A 17,701-nucleotide genomic window follows, 5' to 3' on the forward strand; every position below is an offset into this window, starting at 1 on the left:
AAGCGTTCTTCGGATGCCGGCACGCCTTCGCCCGACCCCGTGGGCAGGTCTTCGGCCGACCCCATCCGCGTCGGCGTGCTGGGCGCGCGCGGCCGGATGGGTTCGGAGGTCGTCCGCGCGGTCGAGGCGGCGGACGACGCGGTGATCGTGGCCGCGCTGGACGCCGACGACGAGCTGTCGGCGCTGACCGACGCGCGGGCGGAGGTCGTGGTCGACTTCACCAACCCGGACGTGGTGCTGGACAACGTCCGGTTCTGCGTGCGGAACGGCATCCACGCGGTGGTCGGCACGTCCGGGTTCGACGCGGAGCGGCTGTCCGCCGTGGAGGGCTGGCTGGGTTCGGCGGACGGGGTGGGCGTGCTGGTCGCGCCGAACTTCGCCATCGGCGCGGTGCTGTCGATGCGGTTCGCGGAGCTGGCCGCGCGGTACTACGACTCGGCCGAGGTCATCGAGCTGCACCACCCGCGCAAGGTGGACGCCCCGTCGGGCACCGCCGCGCACACCGCCCGGCTGATCACCCGGGCCCGCGAGGCGGCCGGGGTGGCGCCGATGCCGGACGCCACCACCCAGGAGGCGCCGGGGGCGCGCGGGAACCTCGTCGGCGACGTGCGCGTGCACTCGCTGCGGATCGCCGGGATGATCGCCCACCAGGAGGTCGTGTTCGGCACCGAGGGCGAGACGCTGACCCTGCGGCACGACTCGATGGACCGCACGTCGTTCATGCCGGGCGTGCTGCTCGCGGTGCGCTCGGTGTCCGCGCACCCCGGTCTGTCCGTGGGCCTCGACCGGTACATGGACCTGTGAGCACCCGTACCACCGCCTTCGTCATCACCGCCGCGCTCGCGGTGTACTTCGTGCTGCTCGGCGGGCGCGCGGTGGTGCTGATCGGCACGGGGGACGCGGTCGGCATCGGGCTGGGCGTCGGCGTGCTCGTGCTGCCGCTGATCGGGGTGTGGATCGCGTGGACGAACCTGCGGTTCGGGTTCACCACCGAGCGGATGGCCCGGCAGTTGGCGGCCGAGGGCGCGCTGCCGGACGTGTCCGGCCTGCCGCGCCGGCCGTCCGGGCGGGTGGACCGCGAGGCGGCGGACGCCTGGTTCGAGCAGCGGCGGGCCGAGGTGGAGGCCGACCCCGAGGAGTGGCGGCGGTGGTTCGGGCTCGCCCAGGCGTACGACCTGGCCGGTGACCGGGGCCGGGCGAGGGAGACCATGCGCACGGCCATCGACCTATTCCAAGCGCCGAAGAATCAGGCGTGAAGCATTCGGGTGAGACTCAGTTCATCCGGTCTTAACGCACTTTCACCTTGGTTTGTCCGGTATCGCGTAGATACCGTGGTGGGGTGACCAACACCTACCAGAACCTGCGGATCACCATCGCCTGCCTGGTCATCGTCACCGCGTTCAGCGCGGCCTTCGCCCTCACGTAGGCCGGCCGCCCCGTTCGGGTCACTCGACCGGGTGTCTTCAGGTGCGGGCACACCCCGGCTCGGGTAGCCGCGAGGGCATGGACGCAGACCTGCCCTACGACTACGACCTCCTCGACCGGCACGGCAAGCACATCGGGCCGGTGCGCGAACTGTGGCTCGACGACGGCCGCCCGCTGTGGGCCGGGGTGCCCACCCGGGACGCCAAGACCCTGGTGCCCATCCGGGGTGCCCAGGTGCGCGACCGGCGGCTGGTCCTGCCGGTGGACAAGAGCGAGGTCGAGGACGCGCCCCAGATCGGCGCGGAGCTGTCCGACCTCGAACACGTGGAACTGCACGACCACTACGGGCTCGTCGTGCCGTCGCAGCGCCTCGTGCGCCACGAACGGCGTTAGGCGCGCGGGCGTCAGTGCAGCAGCCACCCCGTCATCAGGGCCGGTGACGCAGCGAGCACGCTGAACCGCGCGAACCGACCGACCATGCCGGTGGCGATGAACAGCCACGACGACATGCCGGCGAGCCCCGCGAGCACCGTCGTGAACATGAACGGCGGCAGACCGACCACGGAACTCACCGCGTGCGTGCCGAACATCCAGTGCGGGTGCCGGTGGCACCGCTCCCGCACCCACTCCAGCCGCGCCTTCCACCTCGCCCGGAACGGCGACACCGGCCGGACCGGCTTCTCCTTGCGCTTGAGCCACGCCGGGAGGTGCCAGTCCCCGCGCGCGGCCAGGAAGTAGAACATCTTGCCCAGCACCTGGCCCACCGCGACGGCGAGCCCGATCCACCACCACGAGATGTGGGGTTGCTGCGTGACGAGGCCGATGACGAAGACCTCGATGCTGATGAGGGGCAGGATCGCCGAGCCGAACGCCACGCCGAACGTCAGGCCGATCCACCCCAGCAGTGCCCACACCTCTTCGAGGCTAGCAACCGGTCAGGCCGTGAGCGGTAGGGTCAACCCCCCGGAAACCCTGATTTCGCGCACCGGTCGCCCACCGGCGTCGAGGGTTCGCACGGTGCCGTCACCGGCCCAGCCGGCCTTCGCGTAGAAGCCGCCGGACGCCTTGTCCGCCTCGGGCACCCAGGCGATCCCGCGCGTGCACCCGCCCTCGGCCAGCGCCTGCCCTGCGGTGGCGAGCAGCCGCCCGCCGTGGCCGCGCCGACCCCACCTCGGCTCGACCAGGACGCTCACCAGCGCGGTCGTGGCGGCGTTGTCGGGCAGCGTGCCGTCGGCGCGCGCGACCTCCGCGTCCGGCGCGCGGCCGGCCACGCAGAACCCGACCAGCCACCGCCCCTCGGTCGCCACGAAGACCCGCGCGTGCGCCACCGCCTCGGCCCAGGTGCCGGTGGTGTCGTCGAGGCTGTCGAGGACCGCGTCCGGGAGCAGTTCCCGGTAGGCGGTGCGCCAGGTCTCGCGGTGGATCCGGGCGATCTCCGGCACGTCTTCGAGCTTCGCGGTCCGCACTGCGGCATCGGCCATGCGGGCACCCTAGTGGCCGAAACTCGCGTGATCGGACGGGTGGTCCCGTGGAAGCGTGCGGTCCATGCGTTGGGCTGCGTTGGGTGTTGTGTACGTGGTGTGGGGCTCGACGTACGTCGGGATCAAGTTCTCCATCGAGACCATGCCGCCGCTGCTGTCGGCCGGGACGCGGTTCCTCGCCGCCGGGCTCGTGCTCGCGCTGGTGCTGGGACTGGGGCGCAGGTTGCGCATGACGTGGCCGCAGTTCCGCACGGCCGCGTTGCTGGGCTTGCTGCTGCCCGCGTGCGGCAACGGGTTGGTGGTCGTGGCGGAGCAGTCGGTGCCCTCGGGGTTGGCCGCGCTGCTGGTGGCGTCTCTGCCGCTGTACGTGGTGCTGTTCCGCCGCATCGGGGGTGAACGGCCGCCTCGCGTGACGTACGTGGGTGTCGTCGTCGGGCTGGTCGGGTTGGCCGTGCTGCTGCTGCACGACGTGGGCGGCTCGTCGTGGTGGGGTCCGTGGGTGGTGCTGCTGGCGGCGTTCAGTTGGGCGTTCGGGTCCTACCTCAACGGCAGGCTGCCGACCGCCGACCCGTTCGCCATGTCCGCCGTGGAGATGCTCGTCGGCGGTGGGGTGATGTCGGTGGTGGGCCTGGTCGCGGGCGAGCGGTTCACGGTGTCGGAGGTGTCCACGACGTCGTGGCTCGCGTGGGGCTACCTCGTGGTGTTCGGGTCGTTGCTGGCGTTCAGCTCCTACGCGTACGCGCTGGGGCAGTTGCCCGTGTCGACGGTCGCCACCTACGCGTACGTGAATCCCGTCATCGCCGTGCTGCTGGGCGTGTGGCTGGCGGGCGAGCACTTCAGCGCGTGGCAACTGGGCGGCGGGCTGCTGGTGGTCGTGGCGGTGGTGCTCGTGGTCCGGGCCGAGCGGAAATGTCGTACCGAGGTGGGAGTATCCGAGCTGTGCAGACGATGAGCGCAGACGTCGCCCGCCGGATCGCGTTGGCCGCGCAGGGCTTCGCCGATCCCCGGCCCGCCGCGCCGCCCACCAGGCGGCACCTCCAGCGGGTGCTCTCGCGCGTGCGCCTGCTCCAGCTCGACTCGGTGAACGTGGCGGTGCGCGCGCACTACATGCCCGTGTTCAGCCGGCTGGGGGCGTACGCGCCGTCGCTGGTGGACGAGGCGGCGTGGTCGCACAGCGCGCGCCGGCCCCGGCTGCTGGTCGAGTACTGGGCGCACGAGGCCAGCCTGGTGCCGGTGGAGGACTGGCCGCTGTTCCACTCCGGGGCGAAGAAGCGCGGCTGGTGGCAGAACCACGAGCCCGCCGTGCGGCGCCAACCGCAGTTGGTGGACGACGTGCTGGCCGTGGTGAAGGAATCGGGCCCGATGGGCGCGGGCGCGATCGAGAAGGCCCTCGCCGGCGGCGGCCCGCGCGCGAAGGAGCACTGGGGCTGGAACTGGTCCGAGGTCAAGAAGGTCTGCGAGTACCTGTTCGGCTCCGGGGCCCTGACGACGGGCACCCGCCGGGGCTTCGAGCGCCTCTACGACCTGACCGAGCGGGTCCTGCCGCCCGAGGTGCTGGCCCGCCGGGTCACCCCCGAGGAGGGTGCGCGCGAGCTGGTGGCCCGCGCGGCGGCGGCCCTGGGCGTGGCCACCGAACCGGACCTGCGCGACTACTACCGGCTGGCCCCCGCGCGCAGCCGGCAGGCGGTCGGGGAGCTGGTGGAGGAGGGCGTGCTCGACCCGGTCGCGGTCCGGGGCTGGGCGGCACCGGCCTACCGCCACGTCGAGGCCCGCGTCCCGCGCGCGATCACCGGCCGCGCCCTGCTGTGCCCGTTCGACCCGCTGATCTGGGAGCGGGCCCGCACCGAGCGCATCTTCGACTTCCACTACCGCATCGAGATCTACGTGCCGCAGGAGAAGCGCGTGCACGGCTACTACGTCTTCCCGTTCCTGCTGGACGGCGAGCTGGTCGGCCGCGTCGACCTCAAGGCCGACCGGGCGGCGGGCGTCCTGCGGGTCCAGGCCGCCCACGCGGAACCGGCGGCGGACCACGGCCGGGTCGCCGTCGAGCTGGCGGCGGAGCTGCGGCACATGGCGGACTGGCTGGGCCTGGAGGAGGTGCACGTGGCCGGGCGCGGCGACCTGGCACCCGCGTTGGCGGCGGTGGTGCGCAGGTAGCCGCGCGGCGGTCGGGTCAGCTGGTGGAGGTCGTCACGAGCGCGTCGCCGCCGGCGGTCCGCCCCGTCACGACCAGGGCCGGCTCGGACTCCGGCGGTGTGTGCGACACCTCCAGGTCGCTGCGGGCCGACCCCGAGGAGGACACCAGGTCGACCTTCGCGGACACCCCCGGTCGCACCCCGACCCGCACGTCGCCGGAACCGGTGCCCATCCGGATCCGGCCGGCGGCGGCATCGGCGACCGTCACGTCACCGCTGCCGGTGCGCACCTCCACGTCGCCGTGCACCGCGCCCAACCAGACGTCGCCCGTGCCGGTGACCAGCACGGTGTCCCCGCCGACCGACGACACCTCGATGTCGCCGCGACCGGTCTTGGCCCGCAGCCCGCCCGGCATCGGCCCCATCCGGACCTTGCCGGACGCCGAGGCCACCTGCGCCGGCGAGTCGGCGCGCTCCGCGCTGATGTCACCGGTCCCGGTCTTGAGGTCGAGCCTGCCCGCCGCACCGGTCACGGTGATCTCGGCCCCGCCGGTCTTGGCGGTGACGTGCGAACCGCTCGGCGCGCGCACCACCACGCCCAGCGGCACCGCGCGCAGCGCCGGCGAGTCCGACGACCGCACCCGCAGCCGCTGCCCGACCAGTTCCAGGCGGGCGTCGCGCACCGCCTCGGACGGGCCCGGGGGCTGCCCCCGGTTCGACCCGAACTGGTCGTTGACCCAGCCCAGCAGGGTGTTCAGGCCGGCCGTCCAGCTCTCCCCGAGCGACGGCTCGTGCCGGACCTCGACGTGCACGCCCGGCTCGTCCACCAGGTGCACCCGGACCTGCCCCGAGATCAGCGCGACGTCGACCTCCACCACGCCCTCGGCCTCGAAGCTCTGCTGCCGCACGACATCGGACTCCACGACGTCCCCCTCCCTCAACCCCGGACCCAGCCGCTGACGCGGGAGCCGTCCTCGGGCGGCTTCGGACCGGACTCCTGCCGGTGGCCCTTGTGGTGGCCCCGGCGTCCGCCCACCGCGCCCTGTACGGCCTGGGCGACGAACGTGTTCAACGACATGCCCTGGGACGCCGCGGCCTGCTCGGCCTTCGACTTCAGCTCGTCCAGCAGCCGCAGCGTGATGCGGGTGGCCTCGCTGCCGGCGGTGGGCCGGGGAACTTCCCGGGGCTCCGGTTCGTGCTCTTCCCGGGTGGGCGACGAGCCGGAGACGACCACCCGCACGTCCCGGCCGTCCAGCCGGACGTCGACGACGGGGCCGTCGAGCGCGGCGGTCACCTCGGAGGCCAGGTCGGACAGCGCGTTCATGAGGGCCAGCCGGACGGCGGGCTCCAGCGCGGCGGACAGGACGGCAGCGGTGCGCCGGGTGTCCTCGTCCCCGGCGGACGCGGCCGTGGCCAGGTCCTCGCGCAGCTGGGAGATGTACGGCGACAGATCCATGACACCACTATGGCGTCACTTCTGACATCACGCAACCATCGATTCGACACCAAGGTGACGCAGCCCGCCGACCCGGAGATGTCGACCACGGGACATCCCGGCCGAACGCCCTCACCGGCAGCCGGTCCAACGGCCGGCGCGATCAGGTGGGCCGAACAGCCGATCGGTTAGGGTTTCGACCATGGCCGAGACCGCGTCGCCAAAGGTGCAGTTGATAGCGAAGACGGAGTTCATCCCCCCGGACGACGTCCCGTGGAGCACCGACGCGGACGGCGGTGAAGCGCTCGCCGAGTTCGCGGGCCGGGCCTGCTACCAGTCGTGGACCAAGCCCAACCCGGCGACGGCCACCAACTCCGGCTACCTCAAGCACATCATCGAGGTCGGCCACCTGTCCGTCCTGGAGCACGGCACGGTCACCTTCTACCTGACCGGCATCTCCCGCTCGCTCACCCACGAGCTGATCCGGCACCGGCACTTCTCCTACTCGCAGCTCTCCCAGCGGTACGTGCCCGAGCGCGACGCCGCCGTGGTCGAGCCGGCCGTCATCGCCGAGGACCCCGAGCTGCACGAGCTGTTCCTCAAGGCCGCGCAGGCGAGCGTCGACACCTACGACGAACTGCTCAAGGGGCTGGAGCGGAAGTTCTCCGACGTCCCCAGCGCCACCCTGCGCCGCAAGCAGGCCCGCCAGGCGGCCCGCGCGATCCTGCCCAACGCCACCGAGACCCGGATCGTGGTGACGGGCAACTACCGCGCGTGGCGGCACTTCATCGCCATGCGCGCCACCGAGGCCGCCGACGTGGAGATCCGCGCCCTGGCCGTGGAGTGCCTGCGCCAGCTCCAGAAGGCCGCCGGCAACGCCTTCGCCGACTTCGCCGTCTCGACGCTGCCCGACGGCACCGAGATCGCCTCCAGCCCGCTGGTCACCGAGGGGTAGCGCGTGAAGCGACTGATCGTCGACGTCCGGCCGGGGGAGTACGCGGTCGCCCGGCTCGCCGCCGACGCGCCGGTCCCGGCCGGCCTGCTGGACCACGCGCTGGTCTCGGTCACCCGGACGCCCGACGAGCTGTCCGTCGTCTGCCCCAGCGAGCACGCCCCGACGACCGGGCAGCTCCAGGCCGGGTGGCGGCTGCTCACCGTGCGGGGACCGCTGGAGTTCACGCTCACCGGCATCATGGCGGCCCTGTCCGGCGAGCTGGCGGCGGCGGGCGTGAGCCTGTTCGCACTGTCCACCTACGACACCGACCACCTGCTGGTGAAGGGCTCGGACCTGGGCCGCGCGGTCACCGCGCTGCGCTCGTCCGGTCACGAGGTGCACCTGCCCGCGTGACCGGCGCGACCAACCCGATCACGAATCCGTGAAACCGGGCGGCGTCCTCTGTGGTCTGAAGTAGCGTTCGCCCGTCCAGGGTCGAGGGAGTACGAACGGTGACAGGTCCACAAGGCGTCAACACCCAACCGAGGGTGATCGCGGGCAGGTACGCGTTGCTCGGCGAACTCGGCCGAGGCGGCATGGGCGTCGTGTGGCGCGCTCAGGACAACGTGATCGGGCGCCAAGTCGCCATCAAAGAGCTGCACCTGCCCGACGGCATCGCGCACGAGGAGCGGCGGGTGCTGGAGGAGCGGGTGCTGCGCGAGGCGCGCACCGCCGGCCGGCTCAACGACCCCGGCGTGGTCACCGTCTTCGACGTGGTCGCCGAGCACGGCACGACCTACATCGTGATGGAGCTGGTCGAGGCGGCCACGCTGTCCACGATCGTCGCCCAGGGCGGCCCGCTGCCGCAGGACCGGGTGATCCCGATCGCGGTGCAGGCGCTGTCCGCGCTCGACACCGCCCACCAGGCGGGGATCGTGCACCGGGACGTGAAGCCGGGCAACCTGATGGTCCAGCCGAACGGCCGGGTGAAGCTGACCGACTTCGGCATCGCCCAGGCGATGGACGACCCCAGGCTGACCACCAGCGGCAGCCTCATCGGCTCGCCCGCCTACATGTCGCCCGAGCGCATCCACGGCCACGAGGCGTCGCCGGCCTCCGACCTGTGGGCGCTGGGCGCGACGCTCTGCTACGCGGTCGAGGGCGCCAACCCCTACGAGCGGTCCACCACGGCGTCCACGCTGCACGCCATCATGAACGAGATGCCCCGGCTGACCAGGGCGCACGGCGTGCTGGGCGCGGTCATCACCGGCCTGATGATGCCCGACCCGAACGCCCGGCTGACCGGCCCGCAGGCCCGCGCCATGCTGGAGCGCGCGATCGCCCAGCCGACCCCGCCGCAGGGCTTCACCGGCCCCAACCCGACCGTGCACTACCAGCCCCAGCAGGCCCTGCGCGCGCCCCGCAAGCCGTGGCTGCGCAACCTGCTCGCGGTCGGCGTCGCGGTCGCGGCCGTGGCGTTCTTCCTCGGCGGCATCCTGGTCGACCGGTGGCTGTTCAGCGACAAGCCGCCCGCCGCGATGGCGGAGACCATCACGTTCGGCGGCGGCGGGCAGCTCCCCGACTTCAAGCTCAGCGCCAACCAGTGCGGCGACAACTTCCTGGCCGACTCGGTCCGGGTGGGCAGCGCCGACTGCGACGGCGAGCACAACATCGAGGTGTACGCGCAGGCCGACGCGTTCGGGTCGCTGGCCTCCGTCCCCTACCCGGGTGACGAGAACCTGAAAGCGTTCGCCGAGGACTACTGCACGTTGGTTTTCGGCTCCGCGCGCGTCCCGCTCCAGGACAAGAACACCAAGCTGCGCTACGCGGCCGTGGTGCCGACCGCTGCGGAGTGGAAGGAGTCCTACTCCGCGTCCAAGGGCACCCGCGAGATCACCTGCGTGCTGTGGAACAAGGACCGGGCGCTGCTCAACCGGCAGGTCTACGCGGAGAAGTAACCTGGGTGCCATGGGTGTCGCGCAGGACGAACGCAGGCTGTTGACCGAGCTGTTCGCCGAGGTCGGGCCGGACGCGCCGACCCTGTGCGACCCGTGGCGCACCAGAGACCTGGCCGCGCACCTCGTGCTGCGCGAACGCCGCCTCGACGCGGCCGTGGGCATCCTGGTCAAGCCGCTGGCCGCGCACACCCGGAAGGTGCAGGACACCTACGCGGCCAAGCCGTGGGACGAACTGGTCGCACTGGTGCGCACCGGCCCGCCGAAGTGGTCGCCGTACGCGCTGCTGGACGAGCTGGTCAACAGCGTCGAGTTCTTCGTGCACCACGAGGACGTGCGCCGCGCCTCGGACGGCTGGCGGCCCCGCTCGCCCGACCCCCGGCGGGACGACGTGCTGTGGAACGGGCTGCGCCGCGCCGGCAAGCTCACCTACCGGTCCAGCCCGGTCGGCGTGGTGCTGCGCCGCCCCGACGGCGAGGCGGTCACCGCGAAGGCGGGGCCCGACCCCGTCGTGCTGACCGGCCAGGTCTCGGAACTGCTGATGCACGCGTTCGGCCGGGAGCGCGCCGAGGTGGAATTCGACGGCGACCCGGACGCCGTCGCCGCTGTGAAAACCGTGAACCGGAGTCTGTGAACACCGGCCCATCACGGACCGCGCGCAGGTCAGGCGGTAGCGTTTGGCCATGACCGGATGCCCTACCGCTTCGCCGGGCCGCCCTTTCGGCCGCGTGCTCACCGCCATGGTGACCCCGTTCGACGCCTCCGGGGCGGTGGACCTGGACAAGGCGCAGCACCTCGCGAAGCACCTGGTCGAGCGGGGCAGCGACGGTCTGGTGGTGAACGGGACGACGGGGGAGAGCCCGACCACGACGGACGCGGAGAAGGCGGACCTGATCCGCGCCGTGGTGGAGGCCGTGGGCGACCGCGCGACCGTGGTCAGCGGTGCCGGCACGTACGACACCGCGCACAGCGTGCACCTGTCGCAGCAGGCGGAGGCCGCCGGCGCGCACGGCCTGCTGCTGGTCACCCCGTACTACTCGCGGCCGTCGCAGGCCGGCGTCGAGGCGCACTTCCGCGCCGTCGCCGACGTCGTGGGCCTGCCGGTGATGCTCTACGACATCCCGCCGCGCACGGTCGTCCCGATCGAAGTCGACACCCTGCTGCGGCTGGCCGAGCACCCGCGTATCCTCGCGGTGAAGGACGCCAAGGGCGACCTGCTCGCCGGGAGCAAGGTCATCGCGGCCACCGACCTGGCCTACTACTCCGGCGACGACCCGCTGAACCTGCCCTGGCTGTCGGTGGGCGCGGTCGGTTTCGTCAGCGTCATCTCGCACCTCGCCGGCGACCGCCTGCGCGAGCTGCTCGACGCGTTCGAGGCGGGCGAGGTGGCCCGCGCGACCGCGATCCACCACGATTTGCTGCCGCTGCTGCGGCCGTTCAACCGGATGCCGGGAGTCGTCTACACGAAGGCCGCGCTGCGCCTGAGGGGCGTGGACGCGGGCGAGCCGAGGCTGCCCCTGGTACCGGCGTCAACCGAGGACATCGAGGCCATCACGGCCGAACTGGGAGTCAACGCGTGATCAACCCGAGCTCACCCCCGCCCGCACTGCCCGACGGAGGTCTGCGCGTCGTCGCACTGGGAGGGATCGGCGAGGTCGGCCGCAACATGACCGTGTTCGAGCACGCCGGCCGCCTGCTGGTCGTGGACTGCGGCGTGCTCTTCCCCGAGGACGACCAGCCCGGCGTGGACCTGATCCTGCCGGACTTCCGGGCCATCGAGGACCGGCTGGACGACATCGACGCGCTGGTCCTGACGCACGGCCACGAGGACCACATCGGCGCGGTGCCGTTCCTGCTCAAGCTGCGCCCGGACCTGCCCGTCGTCGGCTCGCGGTTCACGCTCGCGCTGCTCGCGGCCAAGTGCAAGGAACACCGGCAGCACCCCACCCTGGTGGAGATCTCGGACGGCGAGCGCCGCGCGTTCGGCCCGTACGAGCTGGAGTTCTTCGCGGTCAACCACTCGATCCCGGACGCGGTCGCGGTCGCCATCCGCACCGCCGCCGGCCTGGTGCTGCACACCGGCGACATCAAGCTCGACCAGCTCCCGCTGGACGGCCGGCTGACCGACCTGGCCGGCTTCTCCCGGCTGGGCGACGAGGGCGTGGACCTGTTCCTGGTCGACTCCACCAACGCCGAGGTGCCCGGTTTCGTGGCACCGGAGCGGGAGATCGGGCCGGTGCTGGACAACGTCATCCGCAAGGCCAACCAGCGGGTGATCGTGGCCTGCTTCGCCTCGCACGTGCACCGCGTGCAGCAGGTGCTCGACGTGGCCGTGCAGTACAAGCGCCGGGTGGCGCTGGTCGGCCGGTCGATGGTGCGCAACATGGGCATCGCCGCCGAGCTGGGCTTCCTGCACGTGCCGGACGGCCTGTTCGTGGACCTCAACGAGGCCATGGACATGCCGGAGAACGAGGTGCTGTTCGTCTCGACCGGCTCGCAGGGCGAGCCGCTGTCGGCGCTGTCCCGGATGGCGCGCGGCGAGCACCGCCAGATCTCCATCCAGGCGGGCGACACGATCGTGCTGGCCAGCTCGCTCATCCCGGGCAACGAGAACGCGGTGTTCGGCGTGGTCAACGGCCTGGCCCGGCTGGGTGCGACGGTCATCCACCAGGGCAACGCCAAGGTGCACGTCTCCGGCCACTCCCCGGCCGGCGAGCTGCTGTTCCTCTACAACGCGGTCCGGCCGTCCAACGTCATGCCGGTGCACGGCGAGTGGCGGCACCTGCGCGCCAACGCCGCGCTGGCCGTGGCCACGGGCGTGGCGGAGGAGCGCGTCGTGATCGCCGAGGACGGCGTGGTCGTGGACCTGGTCGACGGCAAGGCGGCGATCAGCGGCAAGGTCGAGGTCGGGCACGTCTACGTCGACGGCCTCTCGGTCGGCGACGTCGGCGAGTCGACCCTGTCCGACCGCCTGGTGCTCGGCGAGGGCGGCTTCATCGCCATCACGGTGGCGATCGACTCCGGCTCGGGCCGCGCGGTGGCCCCGCCCACGGTGTCCGGCCGGGGCTTCTCGGACGACCCGAAGGCGCTGGACCAGGCGATCTCCCTGGTGGAGATGGAGCTGTCCCGCACCGAGGTGGAGGGCATCACCGACTCGCACCGCATCGCCCAGGCCGTCCGCCGCGTGGTGGGCCGCTGGGTGGCCGAGACCTACCGCCGCCGCCCGATGATCGTGCCGACGATCATCCCGGTGAACTAGCCGCCGCACGGGCCCGGCCGGACCGGCCGGGCCCGGACGTGACTGCGGCTGCCCACCCCGAAGGCGGGCAACGCGCTCCCGGCGGGTCCAGGCGGCCGAAGATCAACCACCTGGAGATGCCGGATTCCGAGGAAGCCCGGGCATCGAGTACGTCGAGGCGCGCCCGTGGTGGCCGGCGCGGTCGTGCGGGCCACCGAGCACCGCGCCGGTGGGACGACCCGGTTCTCCGCCAACGCGTGGAGTGCCTCCGTCACCGACCTGAAGTCGTGGGCAGCGGCTCCACCACGGGCGCGGCGCGGCTGCTCGCCACCTGGACGACGGTCGCGCCGGCCAGCAGCACCACCGCCCCCGCGACCTGCACGGCGGTCAGCCGCTCGCCGAGCAGCCACCACGCCAGCCCGGTCGCCACCACCGGCTCCAGCAGCCCGAACACGCTGGCCGCCGACGACGGCAGGTGCCGCAGCGAGAAGATCCCGGTCAGGTAGGACACGGCGGTGGCGAAGAAGGCCAGGCACAGCACCAGCACCCACACCGGTCCGAGGTCGGTGCCCCGGCCCGCCGGGATCAGCCACGGCGGGCTCACCACCGCCAGCACCACCGCGCCGACCAGCATCCCCACCGCCAGGACGCCGAGCGGGTCGTGCTCGCCGGCGGCCTTCTCGCCCAGCAGGTAGTACGCCGCCGTGCACACCGCCGACCCCAGCCCGGCCAGCACGCCCACCGTGTCGAGCTGGAGCGTCCGCCACACCTCGCCGACCACGCCGAGACCGGCCAGCGCCACCGCCATGCCCCACCACACCGCACCCGCCAGCCGGGTCCCGCGCGCGAACCGCACCCACAGCGCGACCAGCAGCGGCGCGGTGAACTCCAGCAGCATCGCGATGCCGACCGGGATGCGCGCCGCCGCCACGAAGAACAGCAGCGGTGCGCCGATCACCCCGAACAGCCCGAAGCCGACCGGCAGCCACCAGTCGCGGCGGCCGAACCGCAGCGCGCGGGGCCGGGCCACCGCCACGAACCCGACCAGCAGCACCGCCGCCAGGCCGATCCGCACGCTGGTCACCTGCACCGGGGTGACCCCGACCCCCATCACGGGCTTCGCCAGCACACCGGACGCTCCGAACGTCAGCGACGACAGCAGCGCGAGCGCCAGACCCCTGGTGCTCAAGCGGCTTCCGGGCGCCACGGGCTGTGCCCCGTGGTGGGCCGGGTCGGGTCGTGGAACCTCGGGCGGTCCGGCTCGTCGGCCCGCAACGGCACCAGCCCGGCCGTGATGGCGCGCATGATCCGCTCGTGCGCGCGCCGCGCGTCGCCGGGACGCCCGTCCTCCAGGTCGGCCAGGTCGACGGGCGTGCCGAAGTGCACCTGGAACGTGGGCCGCCGGAGCACGCCGCGCGCGTACGAGGTGAGGTAGGGCTTGAGGTCCGCCCAGCCGTCGACCCGGGTGTTGCCCCAGTGCACGGCCTCGTGGGCGCCCCACTGGCTGACCGGCACCACCGGCACCCGGCCGCTGAGCGCGAGCCGCGCCGCGCCGGTCTTGCCGCGCTCGGGCCACAGGCCGGGGTCCTTGCTGATCCCGCCCTCCGGGTACACGGCCAGCGGGTCGCCGCTCGCCCGCAGCGCCTCGACGGCCCGGTGGTACGCCTCGCCGACCGAGGCGGACGCCCGGTCCACCCGCAGGTGCCCGGACGCCTTCAGCGCGGGACCCATGACCGGCGCGTCGAGCAGCCCGCCCGCGAGCAGGAAGCGCGGCGCGACGCCGATCTTGTGGCACGCCGCGATGAGCACGAACGGGTCGAGGTTGCCGATGTGGTTGGACGCGAGCAGCAGCGGACGGCCCTTGAGGTGCGACGGGATGTCGCCGGTGACCTTGAGACGGCCGCTGAGACCGACGAACCCGCGGTCGACGGTGGTCAGCACGCGCCACAGCAGTGGTGTGGACACAGCGGGGAAGGCTACGGCGTGTCGAGGTGTGAGCGGGACCGGAACGGGGCAACTATGGCTGTCGAGCGCCGCACGTCACGTCCCGCGTGAACGTTGTGGCTGGTGGGACTCCAGGGACTACCGTATACACCATGGCTGGCCGAACCGGAACCTCGCGCGGCAAGGGCACGACCCGTGGCTCCAGATCCGGGTCGAAGCCACGGGCTGCCGCGGCCAAACCCAGGTCGCGGGCGGCGTCGAGGCCCGCCGCCAGGAAGAAGTCGGGCTCCGTCGGCAAGGCGTGGGGCCTGCTCGGCCGGGGTGTCGGCGGTGTGGTGCGGGCGGTCGGCCGGGGCAAGGAACTGGACCCGGCGCACCGCCGCGACGGCCTCGGCCTGGTGCTGATCGCGCTCGCGGTGATCACCGGCGCGGGCGTGTGGTGGCAGGCGGGCGGCCCGATCGGGCAGTGGGTCGACGTGGCGGTGCGCAGCTCGGTGGGCACGCCCGCGCTGATCCTGCCGCTGGTGCTGCTGGGCGTCGGCATCACGCTGATGCGGACCGACCCGAACCAGGAGGCCCGGCCCCGCCTGGTGATCGGCGGCGTGCTGGTCACCGTCGGGTTCCTCGGCATGTTCCACCTGATCGGCGGTCTGCCGACCGACGCGGTGGAGCGGCGCTCGGCGGGCGGCGCACTGGGCTACCTGGCGGGCGGGTTCCTCGCGCAGGGCCTCACCCCGTGGGTCGCGGGCCCGCTGCTGGTGCTGATCTTCGGCTACGGCCTGCTGGTGCTGGCGCACCTGCCGGTCCGGGACGTGCCCGCGAAGCTCGGGTCGCTGTTGCAGGGCCGGCGCACCGAAGACCAGTTGGAGGGCTTCGGCCGCGAGGACGACGACGTGGAGGAGGAGCCGAAGCCCGCCAAGCTGCGCCGGCCCTCCCGGCGCAGGCAGGCCGCAGCGGCCGAGGAGCAGCCGGAGCTGCCGCTGGACGAGGAGCCGCCGCCACCGGCACCCGCGCCGCGCGCCGCGCCGAAGCCGAAGGCCGCCGAACCGGCCGAGAAGCCCAGGCCCGACATGGCGGTGCGGGCCGTCGAGGGCGACTACAAGCTGCCGCCGCCGACCATCCTCAAGGACGGCGACGCGCCGAAGGCCCGCAGCAAGGCCAACGACCAGATGATCGAGGCGATCACCGGCGTCCTCGACCAGTTCTCGATCGACGCCCAGGTCACCGGGTTCACCCGGGGCCCCACGGTCACCCGGTACGAGGTGGAGCTCGGCCCCGGCGTGAAGGTCGAGAAGATCACCGCGCTGACCAAGAACATCGCCTACGCCGTCGCCACCGACAACGTGCGGCTGCTCGCACCGATCCCCGGCAAGTCGGCGGTGGGCATCGAGGTGCCCAACAGCGACCGGGAGATGGTGCGGCTGGGCGACGTGCTGCGCTCGCCGTCCACGGTCAAGGACAACCACCCGATGGTCATCGGGCTGGGCAAGGACATCGAGGGCCACTTCGTCACCGCGAACCTGACCAAGATGCCGCACCTGCTGGTCGCGGGCTCCACCGGTTCGGGCAAGTCGAGCTTCGTGAACTCGATGCTGGTGTCGCTGCTGGCGCGGGCCACCCCGGACGAGGTCCGGATGATCCTGATCGACCCGAAGATGGTCGAGCTGACCCCGTACGAGGGCATCCCGCACCTGATCACGCCCATCATCACCCAGCCGAAGAAGGCCGCCGCCGCGCTCGCCTGGCTGGTCGAGGAGATGGAGCAGCGCTACCAGGACATGCAGGTCAACCGGGTGCGCCACATCGACGACTTCAACCGCAAGGTGAAGTCCGGCGAGATCACCGCGCCGCCCGGCAGCGAGCGCGAGTACCGGCCCTACCCCTACATCATGGCGATCGTGGACGAGCTGGCCGACCTGATGATGACCGCGCCGCGCGACGTCGAGGACGCCATCGTCCGGATCACCCAGAAGGCGCGCGCGGCGGGCATCCACCTGGTGCTGGCCACCCAGCGGCCCTCGGTGGACGTGGTGACCGGCCTGATCAAGACGAACGTGCCGTCGCGGCTGGCGTTCGCCACGTCGTCGCTGACCGACTCGCGGGTCATCCTGGACCAGCCGGGCGCGGAGAAGCTGATCGGCATGGGCGACGGGCTCTACCTGCCGATGGGCGCGTCGAAACCGGTGCGCGTGCAGGGCGCGTTCGTCGGCGACGAGGAGATCGCCGAGATCGTCAACTTCACCAAGGACCAGGCGCAGCCGGAGTACACCGACGGCGTCACCGCGGCGAAGGCGGGCGAGAAGAAGGAGATCGACGCCGACATCGGCGACGACCTGGAACTGCTGTTGCAGGCGGCGGAGCTGATCGTCACCTCGCAGTTCGGCTCGACGTCGATGCTCCAGCGCAAGCTGCGGGTCGGGTTCGCCAAGGCGGGCCGGCTGATGGACCTGCTGGAGACGCGCGGCGTGGTCGGCCCGTCCGAGGGCTCGAAGGCCCGCGAGGTGCTGATCAAGCCGGACGAGCTGGACTCGGTGGTGTACCTGATCCGGGGCGGCTCGGCCCCCGACGACGAGGGCTGAGCCGCTCCGGCGGGTGGCTCAGCTCGCGCCGAACTCGCGGACCGCCTTGTAGTACAGGTCGGCGGTCCGGTTGCAGGACCAGTTGCCCGCGCACTGGCCGTAGAGGTCGGACTTGAACTTGTTGTCGATCTTCAGCCGGGTGGTCTCGGTGAACCGGCCCTGCCGCTTGTAGTTGCGGTAGCCGAAGTCGTGCCGGTGGCACGCGGGCAGGAACTTGAAGCCGAACGGGTTGTCGGGCGACCACGAGCAGCCGTCCGACGACCAGTCGAGCTGGCTCGCGTGCGGCGCGGTCGCCTTGATCGCGCTGAACTGGGACAGGGACTTGGAGAACAGGTAGTCGTCGGTCACGGCGGGCGCGTTGATCGCGGCCTGGGCGGTGTTCGCGCCGCCCAGCAGGGCGAGCGACGTGAGGACGACGGCGAACGCGGTGCGCAGGGATGTCACGGTGGTTCCCCCTCGGTCGAACGGGCGTGAGGAGGTTCATACCGAGTCGCCGGTGACTTCCGACAGACCCGGCGGGCTCCCGGCACGGCAACAACGGGTGAACGTCGCAGTACCGCTACGGGGTCCCGGAG

20 protein-coding genes are annotated in these 17,701 nt (G+C 72.4%); 13 read left to right on the forward strand and 7 right to left on the reverse strand.

The window, feature by feature from the left end:
• Positions 1-39 precede the first annotated feature (39 nt).
• From dapB to AB0I60_RS32690, 4 genes are all read left to right on the forward strand, one after another.
• Positions 40-804, forward strand: coding sequence for a 4-hydroxy-tetrahydrodipicolinate reductase (gene dapB, locus AB0I60_RS32675; protein ID WP_360737024.1), 765 nt, complete (start codon positions 40-42; stop codon positions 802-804).
• A complete protein-coding gene (locus AB0I60_RS32680; protein WP_360736767.1) occupies positions 801-1,256 on the forward strand; it encodes a hypothetical protein in 456 nt (151 codons plus the stop codon). The genes dapB and AB0I60_RS32680 overlap by 4 nt, the downstream gene beginning before the upstream one ends.
• A gap of 47 nt (positions 1,257-1,303) precedes the next feature.
• Positions 1,304-1,426 (forward strand): hypothetical protein, encoded by a 123-nt coding sequence (locus AB0I60_RS32685; RefSeq protein WP_360736769.1) that lies wholly within the window; start codon positions 1,304-1,306, stop codon positions 1,424-1,426.
• 77 nt (positions 1,427-1,503) lie between these two features.
• Positions 1,504-1,818, forward strand: coding sequence for a PRC-barrel domain-containing protein (locus tag AB0I60_RS32690; RefSeq protein ID WP_360736771.1), 315 nt, complete (start codon positions 1,504-1,506; stop codon positions 1,816-1,818).
• Positions 1,819-1,829: 11 nt separating this feature from the next.
• On the opposite strand, the gene AB0I60_RS32695 is transcribed toward AB0I60_RS32690, so the two are convergent.
• Together AB0I60_RS32695 and AB0I60_RS32700 are read right to left on the reverse strand one after the other, a co-directional pair.
• Positions 1,830-2,330: a hypothetical protein gene (locus AB0I60_RS32695; protein WP_360737027.1), complete on the reverse strand. Its 501-nt coding sequence runs from the start codon at positions 2,328-2,330 to the stop codon at positions 1,830-1,832.
• A gap of 30 nt (positions 2,331-2,360) precedes the next feature.
• Positions 2,361-2,906 carry a GNAT family N-acetyltransferase gene (locus AB0I60_RS32700; protein WP_360736774.1) on the reverse strand — a complete coding sequence of 182 codons (546 nt, stop codon included), beginning with the start codon at positions 2,904-2,906 and terminating at the stop codon, positions 2,361-2,363.
• 64 nt (positions 2,907-2,970) lie between these two features.
• Here AB0I60_RS32700 and AB0I60_RS32705 point away from each other — a divergent pair, with 64 nt between their 5' ends.
• Together AB0I60_RS32705 and AB0I60_RS32710 are read left to right on the forward strand one after the other, a co-directional pair.
• Positions 2,971-3,858 (forward strand): EamA family transporter, encoded by an 888-nt coding sequence (locus AB0I60_RS32705; RefSeq protein ID WP_360736776.1) that lies wholly within the window; start codon positions 2,971-2,973, stop codon positions 3,856-3,858.
• Positions 3,855-5,063 (forward strand): crosslink repair DNA glycosylase YcaQ family protein, encoded by a 1,209-nt coding sequence (locus tag AB0I60_RS32710; protein ID WP_360736778.1) that lies wholly within the window; start codon positions 3,855-3,857, stop codon positions 5,061-5,063. Before AB0I60_RS32705 ends, AB0I60_RS32710 begins: the two co-directional genes overlap by 4 nt.
• A 16-nt stretch (positions 5,064-5,079) precedes the next feature.
• Here AB0I60_RS32710 and AB0I60_RS32715 read toward each other — a convergent pair whose 3' ends face one another.
• Positions 5,080-5,964 (reverse strand): DUF4097 family beta strand repeat-containing protein, encoded by an 885-nt coding sequence (locus AB0I60_RS32715; protein WP_360736781.1) that lies wholly within the window; start codon positions 5,962-5,964, stop codon positions 5,080-5,082.
• Positions 5,965-5,978: 14 nt separating this feature from the next.
• Positions 5,979-6,497, reverse strand: a complete 519-nt coding sequence (locus AB0I60_RS32720; protein ID WP_360736783.1) for a toxin-antitoxin system HicB family antitoxin — start codon at positions 6,495-6,497, stop codon at positions 5,979-5,981.
• A 181-nt stretch (positions 6,498-6,678) separates the two neighbouring features.
• Here AB0I60_RS32720 and thyX point away from each other — a divergent pair, with 181 nt between their 5' ends.
• The 6 genes from thyX to AB0I60_RS32750 all read left to right on the forward strand — a co-directional run bounded on the left by thyX (position 6,679) and on the right by AB0I60_RS32750 (position 12,624).
• Complete coding sequence (gene thyX, locus AB0I60_RS32725; RefSeq protein ID WP_360736785.1) at positions 6,679-7,431, forward strand: FAD-dependent thymidylate synthase; 753 nt, start codon at positions 6,679-6,681, stop codon at positions 7,429-7,431.
• A gap of 3 nt (positions 7,432-7,434) precedes the next feature.
• On the forward strand, positions 7,435-7,824 hold the full coding sequence (locus tag AB0I60_RS32730) for an ACT domain-containing protein (protein WP_360736787.1): 390 nt from the start codon (positions 7,435-7,437) through the stop codon (positions 7,822-7,824).
• A gap of 98 nt (positions 7,825-7,922) precedes the next feature.
• Positions 7,923-9,368 (forward strand): serine/threonine-protein kinase, encoded by a 1,446-nt coding sequence (locus AB0I60_RS32735; protein ID WP_360736790.1) that lies wholly within the window; start codon positions 7,923-7,925, stop codon positions 9,366-9,368.
• Between the two features lie 10 nt (positions 9,369-9,378).
• Positions 9,379-9,999, forward strand: a complete 621-nt coding sequence (locus AB0I60_RS32740) for a TIGR03085 family metal-binding protein (RefSeq protein WP_360736793.1) — start codon at positions 9,379-9,381, stop codon at positions 9,997-9,999.
• A gap of 49 nt (positions 10,000-10,048) precedes the next feature.
• Positions 10,049-10,945 carry a 4-hydroxy-tetrahydrodipicolinate synthase gene (gene dapA, locus AB0I60_RS32745; protein ID WP_360736796.1) on the forward strand — a complete coding sequence of 299 codons (897 nt, stop codon included), beginning with the start codon at positions 10,049-10,051 and terminating at the stop codon, positions 10,943-10,945.
• Positions 10,942-12,624 (forward strand): ribonuclease J, encoded by a 1,683-nt coding sequence (locus AB0I60_RS32750; protein ID WP_360736799.1) that lies wholly within the window; start codon positions 10,942-10,944, stop codon positions 12,622-12,624. The genes dapA and AB0I60_RS32750 overlap by 4 nt, the downstream gene beginning before the upstream one ends.
• A 250-nt stretch (positions 12,625-12,874) precedes the next feature.
• Here the strand turns inward: AB0I60_RS32750 and AB0I60_RS32755 are convergent, their stop codons facing one another.
• Together AB0I60_RS32755 and AB0I60_RS32760 are read right to left on the reverse strand one after the other, a co-directional pair.
• On the reverse strand, positions 12,875-13,792 hold the full coding sequence (locus tag AB0I60_RS32755; protein ID WP_360736802.1) for an EamA family transporter: 918 nt from the start codon (positions 13,790-13,792) through the stop codon (positions 12,875-12,877).
• Positions 13,789-14,568, reverse strand: coding sequence for a lysophospholipid acyltransferase family protein (locus AB0I60_RS32760; protein WP_360736804.1), 780 nt, complete (start codon positions 14,566-14,568; stop codon positions 13,789-13,791). The genes AB0I60_RS32755 and AB0I60_RS32760 overlap by 4 nt, the downstream gene beginning before the upstream one ends.
• Before the next feature lie 131 nt (positions 14,569-14,699).
• Here AB0I60_RS32760 and AB0I60_RS32765 point away from each other — a divergent pair, with 131 nt between their 5' ends.
• Positions 14,700-17,126 (forward strand): DNA translocase FtsK, encoded by a 2,427-nt coding sequence (locus AB0I60_RS32765; protein WP_360736806.1) that lies wholly within the window; start codon positions 14,700-14,702, stop codon positions 17,124-17,126.
• Between the two features lie 18 nt (positions 17,127-17,144).
• Here AB0I60_RS32765 and AB0I60_RS32770 read toward each other — a convergent pair whose 3' ends face one another.
• Positions 17,145-17,570 (reverse strand): phospholipase, encoded by a 426-nt coding sequence (locus tag AB0I60_RS32770; protein WP_360736809.1) that lies wholly within the window; start codon positions 17,568-17,570, stop codon positions 17,145-17,147.
• Positions 17,571-17,701 lie beyond the last annotated feature (131 nt).

The sequence above is a fragment of the Actinosynnema sp. NPDC050436 genome (assembly GCF_040655415.1).
GTDB lineage: Bacteria > Actinomycetota > Actinomycetes > Mycobacteriales > Pseudonocardiaceae > Actinosynnema.

Excerpts from the sequence above, each read along its gene's own strand:
- AB0I60_RS32740 (WP_360736793.1), top strand. The coding sequence starts at position 9,379 with ATGGGTGTCGCGCAGGACGAACGCAGGCTGTTGACCGAGCTGTTCGCC.
- AB0I60_RS32710 (WP_360736778.1), top strand. The coding sequence starts at position 3,855 with ATGAGCGCAGACGTCGCCCGCCGGATCGCGTTGGCCGCGCAGGGCTTC.
- AB0I60_RS32765 (WP_360736806.1), top strand. The coding sequence starts at position 14,700 with ATGGCTGGCCGAACCGGAACCTCGCGCGGCAAGGGCACGACCCGTGGC.
- thyX (WP_360736785.1), top strand. The coding sequence starts at position 6,679 with ATGGCCGAGACCGCGTCGCCAAAGGTGCAGTTGATAGCGAAGACGGAG.
- AB0I60_RS32705 (WP_360736776.1), top strand. The coding sequence starts at position 2,971 with ATGCGTTGGGCTGCGTTGGGTGTTGTGTACGTGGTGTGGGGCTCGACG.
- AB0I60_RS32720 (WP_360736783.1), bottom strand. The coding sequence starts at position 6,497 with ATGGATCTGTCGCCGTACATCTCCCAGCTGCGCGAGGACCTGGCCACG.
- dapA (WP_360736796.1), top strand. The coding sequence starts at position 10,049 with ATGACCGGATGCCCTACCGCTTCGCCGGGCCGCCCTTTCGGCCGCGTG.
- AB0I60_RS32700 (WP_360736774.1), bottom strand. The coding sequence starts at position 2,906 with ATGGCCGATGCCGCAGTGCGGACCGCGAAGCTCGAAGACGTGCCGGAG.
- AB0I60_RS32690 (WP_360736771.1), top strand. The coding sequence starts at position 1,504 with ATGGACGCAGACCTGCCCTACGACTACGACCTCCTCGACCGGCACGGC.